This window comes from Haemophilus sp. HMSC061E01 (assembly GCF_001810345.1).
In the GTDB taxonomy this organism is placed as follows: domain Bacteria; phylum Pseudomonadota; class Gammaproteobacteria; order Enterobacterales; family Pasteurellaceae; genus Haemophilus_D.
Genome location: NZ_KV801005.1, coordinates 247,967 through 257,289 on the forward strand (window position 1 = coordinate 247,967; position 9,323 = coordinate 257,289).

The 9,323-nt window shown below is 39.3% G+C and carries 11 protein-coding genes and 1 tRNA gene; 10 read left to right on the plus strand and 2 right to left on the minus strand.

Annotation, left to right across the window (positions count from 1 at the left end; translation table 11 throughout):
- The first annotated feature begins 15 nt into the window (after positions 1 to 15).
- From HMPREF2732_RS04670 to mtgA, 10 genes are all read left to right on the plus strand, one after another.
- The gene (locus HMPREF2732_RS04670; protein ID WP_005697117.1) at positions 16 to 303 is read left to right on the plus strand and encodes a YfcZ/YiiS family protein; all 288 of its coding nucleotides are present in this window, start codon (positions 16 to 18) and stop codon (positions 301 to 303) included.
- A 153-nt stretch (positions 304 to 456) separates the two neighbouring features.
- Positions 457 to 1,494 carry a phosphoribosylformylglycinamidine cyclo-ligase gene (purM, locus tag HMPREF2732_RS04675; RefSeq protein WP_049370533.1) on the plus strand — a complete coding sequence of 346 codons (1,038 nt, stop codon included), beginning with the start codon at positions 457 to 459 and terminating at the stop codon, positions 1,492 to 1,494.
- Positions 1,495 to 1,562: 68 nt separating this feature from the next.
- Positions 1,563 to 2,201: a phosphoribosylglycinamide formyltransferase gene (gene purN, locus HMPREF2732_RS04680; protein ID WP_070591556.1), complete on the plus strand. Its 639-nt coding sequence runs from the start codon at positions 1,563 to 1,565 to the stop codon at positions 2,199 to 2,201.
- 111 nt (positions 2,202 to 2,312) lie between these two features.
- Positions 2,313 to 3,068 carry a beta-methylgalactoside transporter gene (locus tag HMPREF2732_RS04685; RefSeq protein ID WP_070591558.1) on the plus strand — a complete coding sequence of 252 codons (756 nt, stop codon included), beginning with the start codon at positions 2,313 to 2,315 and terminating at the stop codon, positions 3,066 to 3,068.
- 1 nt (position 3,069) lies between these two features.
- Positions 3,070 to 3,624, plus strand: coding sequence for a septation protein A (locus HMPREF2732_RS04690; protein ID WP_014064871.1), 555 nt, complete (start codon positions 3,070 to 3,072; stop codon positions 3,622 to 3,624).
- Positions 3,624 to 4,088: an acyl-CoA thioester hydrolase YciA gene (gene yciA / locus HMPREF2732_RS04695; protein ID WP_070591561.1), complete on the plus strand. Its 465-nt coding sequence runs from the start codon at positions 3,624 to 3,626 to the stop codon at positions 4,086 to 4,088. Before HMPREF2732_RS04690 ends, yciA begins: the two co-directional genes overlap by 1 nt.
- 11 nt (positions 4,089 to 4,099) lie before the next feature.
- Positions 4,100 to 4,396: a YciI family protein gene (locus HMPREF2732_RS04700; protein ID WP_070591563.1), complete on the plus strand. Its 297-nt coding sequence runs from the start codon at positions 4,100 to 4,102 to the stop codon at positions 4,394 to 4,396.
- Between the two features lie 66 nt (positions 4,397 to 4,462).
- Complete coding sequence (locus tag HMPREF2732_RS04705; RefSeq protein WP_070591564.1) at positions 4,463 to 6,658, plus strand: transglycosylase SLT domain-containing protein; 2,196 nt, start codon at positions 4,463 to 4,465, stop codon at positions 6,656 to 6,658.
- Positions 6,659 to 6,690: 32 nt separating this feature from the next.
- A complete protein-coding gene (trpR, locus tag HMPREF2732_RS04710; protein ID WP_049366422.1) occupies positions 6,691 to 6,999 on the plus strand; it encodes a trp operon repressor in 309 nt (102 codons plus the stop codon).
- Complete coding sequence (gene mtgA / locus HMPREF2732_RS04715; protein WP_070591567.1) at positions 6,977 to 7,723, plus strand: monofunctional biosynthetic peptidoglycan transglycosylase; 747 nt, start codon at positions 6,977 to 6,979, stop codon at positions 7,721 to 7,723. The genes trpR and mtgA overlap by 23 nt, the downstream gene beginning before the upstream one ends.
- 55 nt (positions 7,724 to 7,778) lie before the next feature.
- Here mtgA and HMPREF2732_RS04720 read toward each other — a convergent pair.
- A tRNA-Ala gene (locus tag HMPREF2732_RS04720) sits at positions 7,779 to 7,854 on the minus strand.
- Between the two features lie 80 nt (positions 7,855 to 7,934).
- Positions 7,935 to 9,323 (minus strand): glutamate--tRNA ligase (gene gltX, locus HMPREF2732_RS04725; protein ID WP_070591569.1); only part of this gene is annotated, 1,389 nt, incomplete at its 5' end.

Consider the following 9,323-nt stretch of genomic DNA (forward strand, 5'->3'; position numbering starts at 1 on the left):
AAATAAGGAAATCCTATGACAGTAACATGCAAAGCAGAAGAATCTCTCACTTGTAGTTGTGTTGATGTGGGTACGATTATTGACGGTTCAGATTGCTCTGTTGATATTCATCAAACCTATGCGAATAAAGCTGAAGCTGAAGCGGCACTTAATCGTTTCATTGAAAAAGCACGCAAAACAGAAAGCGATCCTTGCGACATTAAAAGTGAAATCACAGAAACTGAAAATGGCGCCAATTTAACGGCGCGTTTTACATTTAGCTGCCAAGCTGAAGCGATGATTTTCGAATTAGCAAATCGCTAAAAATATTTTAGAAATTGACCGCACTTTATCATGCAAAATAAAGTGCGGTTATTTTTTTGCTTAAATCCTAATTAAATCACTATCGCAAACGTTTGCTTAATCTGATACAATCACGCCGTTTTATCATTTAACCTAAAAATATAGGATAGCATTGTGAGCAAACCATCATTAAGTTATAAAGATGCAGGCGTGGATATTAATGCCGGTAATGAATTAGTTGAACGTATTAAACCACACGTGAAACGAACTACTCGTCCTGAAGTCATCGGGGGATTAGGTGGGTTTGGCGCATTATGTGCTATTCCGGGCAAATATAAAGAACCGATCCTCGTTTCAGGTACAGACGGTGTAGGAACAAAACTACGTTTAGCCATTGACTTAAAAAAACACGATACCATTGGTATTGATTTGGTTGCAATGTGTGTTAACGATTTAGTGGTTCAAGGCGCCGAACCATTATTCTTCTTAGACTACTATGCGACAGGAAAACTTGATGTGGATGTTGCCTCTGATGTGGTAAAAGGCATTGCAGAAGGCTGTGTACAATCGGGTTGTGCATTAGTGGGTGGCGAAACCGCTGAAATGCCGGGTATGTACCACGCTGGCGATTATGACCTAGCAGGCTTCTGTGTGGGTGTCGTCGAAAAATCAGAAATCATTGATGGTAGCCAAGTTAAAGTAGGAGATGCTTTAATTGCACTAGGTTCAAGTGGCCCGCATTCAAATGGTTATTCTTTAATTCGTAAAGTCATTGATGTTGCTGGCGTCAACCCAGCCACTGAGCAATTAGATGGTCGTCCATTAAGTGAACAAGTGCTTGCACCGACAAAAATCTATGTAAAATCTGTTCTCGCCTTAATCAAACAAACGGAAGTCCATGCTATCGCACACTTAACGGGTGGCGGTTTCTGGGAAAATATCCCTCGTGTATTACCGAAAAATACCAAAGCTGTTATTGATGAAAGCAGTTGGGAATGGCAACCCGTATTCAAATGGTTACAAGAAAAAGGCAACATTGAAACCTATGAAATGTACCGTACATTTAACTGTGGCGTTGGTATGGTGATTGCATTACCACAATCGCAAGTGGAAACTGCTTTAGCGATTTTAAAACAATCCGGTGAAAATGTCTGGTTAATCGGTCATATTGAAAATGCGACAGATAACGAACCACAAGTCATTATTAAATAATTTCTCTTTTCCATTTCAGGGCGAAAATTTCAGAATGAAAGGTTCGCCCTTCTTTTATGTAGAATAATATGAAAAAAATTGCCGTCCTGATTTCAGGGCAAGGATCAAATCTTCAAGCGATAATTGAGGCTTGTCAAACTGGGTTTATTCCAGGAAAGGTCGTGACTGTCATCAGTAATAAAATTGATTCATTTGGCTTAGAACGCGCTGAAAGTGCGGGCATTCCTAGCCGAGTTTTTTTGCGCCAAGATTTTAGTTCCAATCCCGCTATGGATAAGGCTATAGGGGATTATTTAGACGCTCTCAATATTGATCTCATTGTGTTAGCCGGTTACATGAAAATCTTAACCAAGCCATTCACACAACGTTTTACTGGGAAAATTTTAAATATTCATCCTTCCCTTCTGCCAAAATATCCTGGGTTACATACTTATCAAAGAGCACTTGAGAATGGCGACAGCGAACACGGTACAACTGTGCATTTTGTCAATGAAGAGATCGATGGTGGTGCCATTGTGTTACAAGCTAAAGTGCCTATTTTCCCTGGTGATACCGTCGAGGAAATTGAACTTCGTACACGTGAACAGGAATATAATATTTATCCTTTAGTGATTAAATGGTTTATTGAAGAGCGATTAAAACTGATTGAAAATCAAGCTTATTTAGATGGTAAGTTGCTACCGCCTAATGGCTATGCTTATGAATAAAACGATATTCTCTCTTGAAAATGGTAAATGAAATCACCATTAAATAACCTGATTTTATGAAAAAAACAATAAACCCTGTATAATCGGGGTTTTATTATTGTGGGATATAGTATGCAAATTAATTTTACTCAGATTTTTCAAGATAGCCTCAACTTTATGCGTAATCAGCGAAAAACCGTGCTGATTTTCATTGGTATTTTCGTCATCTCACAATTGATTAATGCACTAGTCAGTGTCCCAATGCCGAGTTTGGGTGATAATCCTAATCCATCACAACAGGATATTATTGATGCATTGAGCAAAGTGGAGCCAACTGCACTGATTGGATCTTTTTTATTCCAACAATTATTGATGTCTTTTATTGCGACCTTCGGTATTGCAACCATTCATCATATTAGTCTGCAAAATGAAAATCCGATTAATCAAGGTCTCATGCTTACATTGCGTCGTTTTTTAGGTGTGGTCGTTTTAGATATTTTTATGAGCTTGCCACTTCTCTTTGGCATAGCGGATGTCATGAGCTCATTTTTAAGCAAAAATGCCCTCTCCCCTCTAGCCTTTGTTTCAATGGTATTTGGTTTATTTTTCTTTGTTCGCCTATGCTTATCGCCTGTGCATTACATTGCCGCAAATCAATCTATCGGGCAAAGTGCTTTACAGGTGTGGCGTGCAGGTATTAAACGTAATGGCGTATTAATTATTTATGCCTTGCTCACTTATTTACTTCTTCCTTTAGTGGTGAATACCATTGGTGCAATCTTGGGTTCATCATTTTTAAGTGCTATCGTTGGTATCTTGGCTGCATTATTTCAACTATTTATTTTGGTATTTACTTACCGTTTTTACAGTTTATTTATGAAGGCATAATATGAAGCAACTTCTTGAATTTATTCCTCTTGTTCTCTTTTTCATCACCTACAAAATGTTTGGGGTGCGTGAGGCGGCGATTGTCTTAGTTATCGCGACCATCATTCAGATGGTTGTACTAAAACTGAAATATGGCATGATTGAGAAACAACAAAAAATCATGGCGATTGCTGTCGTCTTTTTTGGTTTGCTCACTGCCTATTTCAATGAAATCAAATACCTACAATGGAAAGTCACGATTATTAATGCTTTGTTTGCCATTGTTTTATTGGTTGCACAATTCCAATTCAATACACCACTGGTGAAAAAGTTATTAGGCAAAGAAATCCAATTACCGGATAATGTGTGGAACAAATTGAATTTAGGCTGGGCAGGATTTTTCATTCTGTGTATGCTTGTAAATATTTATATCAGCCAAAATATGTCTGAAGATGCTTGGGTTGATTTCAAATCTTTTGGTTTACTTGGTATGACCTTTGTTGCAACAATCGTCAGCGGTGCTTATATTTACCGTTACTTACCTAAAGATGATCAAAAAAATGATGGGGAAAAATAATGGTTTCAAATCTTACTGATAAAGACGGTCGTCAATCTAAAGGCGTATTATTATTACGTACCTTAGCAATGCCTTCGGATACCAACGCCAACGGCGATATTTTCGGTGGCTGGATTATGTCCCAAATGGATATGGGCGGAGCAATTCTTGCCAAAGAAATCGCTCATGGCCGTGTGGTCACTGTTGCCGTAGAAAGTATGAATTTCATCAAACCTATCGCTGTCGGTGACGTGGTATGTTGTTATGGTCAATGCCTCAGCGTGGGACGCTCTTCGATTAAAATCAAAGTAGAAGTATGGGTGAAAAAAGTTGCGAGTGAACCAATTGGGGAACGTTACTGCGTGACAGATGCCGTATTTACCTTTGTCGCAGTTGGGAAAGACGGTAAATCCCGCGCTATTCCACGTGAAGGTAATCTTGAACTAGAACGTGCATTAGCCTCTATCGAAGAATTAAATTGTTAAAAGGATAAATGATGTATTACGTAATTTTTGCCCAAGATATTCCTGGCAGTTTAGAAAAACGTCTTTCAGTACGTGAGCAGCATCTCGCTCGTTTAAAACAATTACAAGCAGAAGGTCGTTTATTAACAGCCGGTCCCAATCCAGCTATTGACGATGAAAACCCAGGCGAAGCTGGCTTTACTGGCTCGACAGTGATTGCTCAATTCGAAAGCCTGTCTGCAGCAAAAGACTGGGCGGCACAAGATCCTTATGTTGAAGCTGGCGTTTACGGTGATGTGATTGTGAAGCCTTTCAAAAAAGTTTTCTAAATAAAACGAACTCTACACTCAAAGACGGATCTAAATATCCGTCTTTCTCTTTATATGGAATCTCCTATGCGAGCACTTAAACACACGACAATTTCGTTATTAATTTTAACCGCACTTTCAGGCTCAGCTTTGGCTAATCAGCATGCCCATAAAAGCAAAAATGAAACAGCGCCACAAATTAACCTTGCAGAAGAACAAGCCAAATGGGCACAACAACAGCACGCTCATGAATTAAAGCTGATTGAACAACGTGCAACTTTTCTACAATTAGAGTCGCTCCTAAAAAGTGCGGTCAAAAATAATCATGTTTCTAATAATGCAAAATTATTCCTTGGGCTTATTGATTCTTTAAAAGGTTATCCATTGCAAACTGATGCTATAGCGGCTTATTTAGATGCACGTATAAAAACCGTTAATCGCGATACGCCTCGTGAAGAAGTGAATGCATTGCGAACAGACATTGAACAATTTATTCAACAGCACGCCTCTCATTTTCTACGCGGAAAATTAGAACAAAGCATTTTTACATTATTAACCAATGCTGAAGATACTCAAGCACTCGCCAAACTCACACCTAATAATTTGGAAACACAAATTGCCGTGCTTACAGCTAAATATCAAATAGAGGCAGCCAATACCAGTCAGACGACAGAAAATCAATCAAACGACAAGAATAAATCGGCTATTTTGTCTGAATATGAACAACTTTGGCTCAATAATGCTGAACTACCTAATGATGCTCAGCTATGGGCGGGTTGGTATTCACAAGGTGGACGCACTGAAGAGAAAATCTATCAAAAAGCGGAAATGCTCTTTGGTAAAAATGATGCTAAAGGCCTCGAAATACTCGCTAAAGAGTTAGAAAAAATTGAGAACGCTAAAAAAGAAGATGAGCAAGTAGCCGCTCATTTAGTGCTCTATCAGGATCTCTTAAAAAATCCAGCCAATTTGAAAATGCTCGCTGAGTCATTGCCATTAATTGATGGTAATACGAATAAAATCACCAATAAATTTGTCGTAGTGCTAGGTTTTGCTCGTTATTTGCGGACCATTCCAGAAAATATGAATGAGCCAACATTCACCCCTTACGAGCAGTGGGCGAAGACTTGGCAATTAAACGAAGCTGAATTACGTGATTGGAAAATCGCCTTTATTAACCGTTTCTTTGATAATGAAAGTCCTAATTTTGTGCAATGGCGCGATCAGGAAATTCTTAAACTCAATGCAGATAACCTCATTGAACGTCGTTTACGTACGGCTATTTGGCAACAAACAGATTTACTCGCCTGGTTAAATGCACTTTCAGATGAAGCAAAACAAAAACAAGAATGGCGTTATTGGATGGCTAAAATAGCTGCTCAAGCATCCGATAAAGATGCGAAACAACGATTAGAAGCTTTATCGAGAGAACGTGGGTTTTATCCAATGTTAGCAGCCGTCAAATTAGGTCATTCCTACAAACTGGAAATGCCTAAAATTCCTCAAGAGTCCAATATCCAAGAGAAGTATGCAACTGAATTAGCTGAGATTGCAGAACTACGTCAATTAGATCGATTAGGTGCAGCCAAACAACGCTGGCGTTCTCTATTAGAAAAACTACCGCAAGAGAAACAACTTGCATTAAGCCAATATGCAAATGAACAAAATTGGTTTGAATTGGGCGTAGATGGCTCGATTATTGCAAAAGCTTGGGATTATATCGACTTACGCTTACCAAATGCTTACAGTCAATATTTTGATATTGCCCTCAGTAACGTGAATCTCAGCGGAACAGAACCTCAAGCCATTGTGGATAATCGTGTCACCAAAACCTTCGCCATGGCAATTGCTCGCCAAGAAAGTGCTTGGAATCCAATGGCACAATCTTCCGCAAATGCTCGAGGATTAATGCAGTTATTACCGAGTACTGCGCAAAAAACGGCAGAAAATCAGCAACTTCCTTATAACGGAGAGTTAGATTTATTCAAACCGCTTAATAATATTTTACTTGGTACAGCTCACTTAAATGAGCTGAATGCTAAATATCCAAATAATCGCATTTTGATCGCCTCTGCCTATAATGCGGGAGCAAGCCGTGTAGAAAAATGGCTTGCGAGAGCCAATGGCAAATTGGCTATGGATGAATTTATTGCCTCTATTCCGTTCTTTGAAACACGAGGTTATGTTCAAAACGTATTAACTTACGATTTTTACTATCAAAACCTACAAAACAAAGAAAAATTACAAACCTTTAGCAAAGAGGAATACGATCGGCTATACTAGTCGCACTAGTTTAATAGTATAGGATTGTTGATATGTATATTAGTCGCAATTTAGAACAATGGAATGCTTTTCTCACAACCTTGCAAACCGCATTTGAACAAGGGAAAGCACAAGATTTCTTAACGCTTCTGCTCACGCCTGATGAGCGCGATGCAGTGGGTTTGCGTTTACAAATCGTGGCACAGTTATTAGATAAAAATCTCTCCCAACGAGAGATTCAACAGAATCTCAATACCAGTGCAGCAACCATTACGCGTGGTTCTAATATGCTCAAAACAATGGATCCGGATTTTATAAACTGGGTAAAAAGCCAACTCGATGAGCAAGCTACAAAAAACTAAGCGAATTCTAACCGCACTTTTACCTCTTTTTCGCCCCTCTTGGTGGAAAAAAAATTGGCAACGGGTTGCGTGGCGTTTCTCTCTCGCAATCCTGGCGTTTTTCATTTGTTTTCGCTTTATCCCTGTTCCCTTCTCTGCCTATATGGTACAGCAAAAAATCGGGCACTTATTACAATTAGATTTCAGCTATTCAATCAAATATGATTGGGTGAGTCTTGATGAAATCTCACCGAATATGCAGCTTGCGGTGATTGCCGCTGAAGATCAAAAATTCCCCCACCACTGGGGCTTTGATTTTGAGGCGATTCAAAAGGCCTTTAAATTTAATGAAAAATCTCACCGAACCCGAGGTGCTTCAACGATTTCTCAACAAACTGCGAAAAACCTCGTTCTCTGGCATGGACAAAGTTGGTTTCGCAAAGGATTGGAAGTTCCCACAACGGCATTAATGGAAATCTTTTGGTCCAAAGAACGCATTTTAGAAGTCTATTTAAACATCGCTGAGTTTGGTAATGGTATCTTTGGTGTAGAAGCAGCCAGTCGATATTATTTCAAAAAATCAGCAAAGAATTTAACGCAATCAGAAGCGGCATTACTCGCTGCAGTTTTGCCAAACCCTATCATTTATAAAGTGAATAAGCCTAGTGCATTAGTTCGTAAAAAACAAAGTTGGATTATGGGACAAATGAATGGATTAGGCTTGAATTATCTAAAAGAAATGTAGATTCCTCATAAAGAAAAAACCTTGAAACTCATTTTAAGTTTCAAGGTTTTAAATTTGGTGGAGATAATCGGGATCGAACCGACGACCTCTTGAATGCCATTCAAGCGCTCTCCCAACTGAGCTATATCCCCAAATAACGCAAGCTATGATAAATTTCGGCTGATAAACTGTCAATATTGAAATAATCAAATCCCGCTTATCAGCCTAAATATTAAGCGTTTTGAGATTTAATAAAATCAATGGCACGTTGGATACGTGCTAACACACGTTCACGGCCGATACCCACTAATGTCACGTCCATCGAAGGTGATTGACCAGAACCAGTTACAGCCACACGTAATGGCATCCCAACTTTACCCATCCCTACTTCTAATTCAGCAGCGGTTTGTTCAATCGCTTCATGAGTAGAATGTAAATCCCAGCTAGAAAGTGCGGTCAATTTTTCTTTCACTTTTTCAAGTGGTTCAATCGCCGCTGCTTTAAAGTGTTTCTTCACCGCAGCTTCATCAAAACTTTCAAACTCTTCGAAGAAATAACGACTTGCTGATGCCATTTCTTTTAAGGTTTTGCAACGTTCTGCAAGCATCGCCACGATTTCAGTTAATGCTGGACCATTTGATGTATCAATACCTTGATCTTTATAGTGCCATGCAAGGTGTTTTGCCACATATTCAGGAGGTAATTCACGGATGTAATGGTGATTTAACCACAATAATTTTTCTGTGTTAAATGCACTTGCTGATTTACTCACATGATCTAATTCGAAGTATTTAATCATTTCTTCACGCGTAAAGATCTCTTGGTCACCATGACCCCAACCTAAACGAACAAGATAGTTGATTAAGGCTTCTGGTAAATAACCGTCATCACGATATTGCATCACACTTACCGCACCATGACGTTTTGAGAGTTTTTGGCCATCATCACCATTAATCATAGAAACGTGTGCATATACCGGAATTGGTGCGCCTAACGCTTTTAAGATATTAATTTGACGAGGGGTGTTGTTAATGTGGTCTTCACCACGTACAACGTGAGTAATACCCATATCCCAGTCATCCACCACTACACAGAAGTTATAGGTTGGTGAACCGTCGGTACGACGAATAATTAAATCATCTAATTCGCTATTGCTGATTTCAATACGACCACGCACCGCATCATCAAACACGACTGAACCTTCTGTTGGGTTTTTAAAACGTACTACGTGTGGCTCATCGGCTGCATGATTGTGATCATGTAAACAATGACGGTCATAACGTGGTTTTTCTTTGTTTTGCTCTTGTGTATGGCGTAGTTCATCTAAACGCTCTTTAGAGCAATAGCAACGATAAGCCAAGCCTTGCTCAATCATTTCATCAATCACTTGATTGTAACGATCAAAGCGTTTGGTTTGATAATAAGGACCATGTTCCCAAGCCAGGTTTAACCACTCCATCCCTTCAATGATTGCCGCCGTTGCTTCCGGTGTAGAACGCTCTAAATCGGTATCTTCAATACGTAGTACAAACTCACCGTTGTTATGTTTTGCAAATAACCAAGAATAAAGGGCTGTACGTGCGCCGCCTACGTGCAAATAACCTGTCGGGCTTGGGGCAAA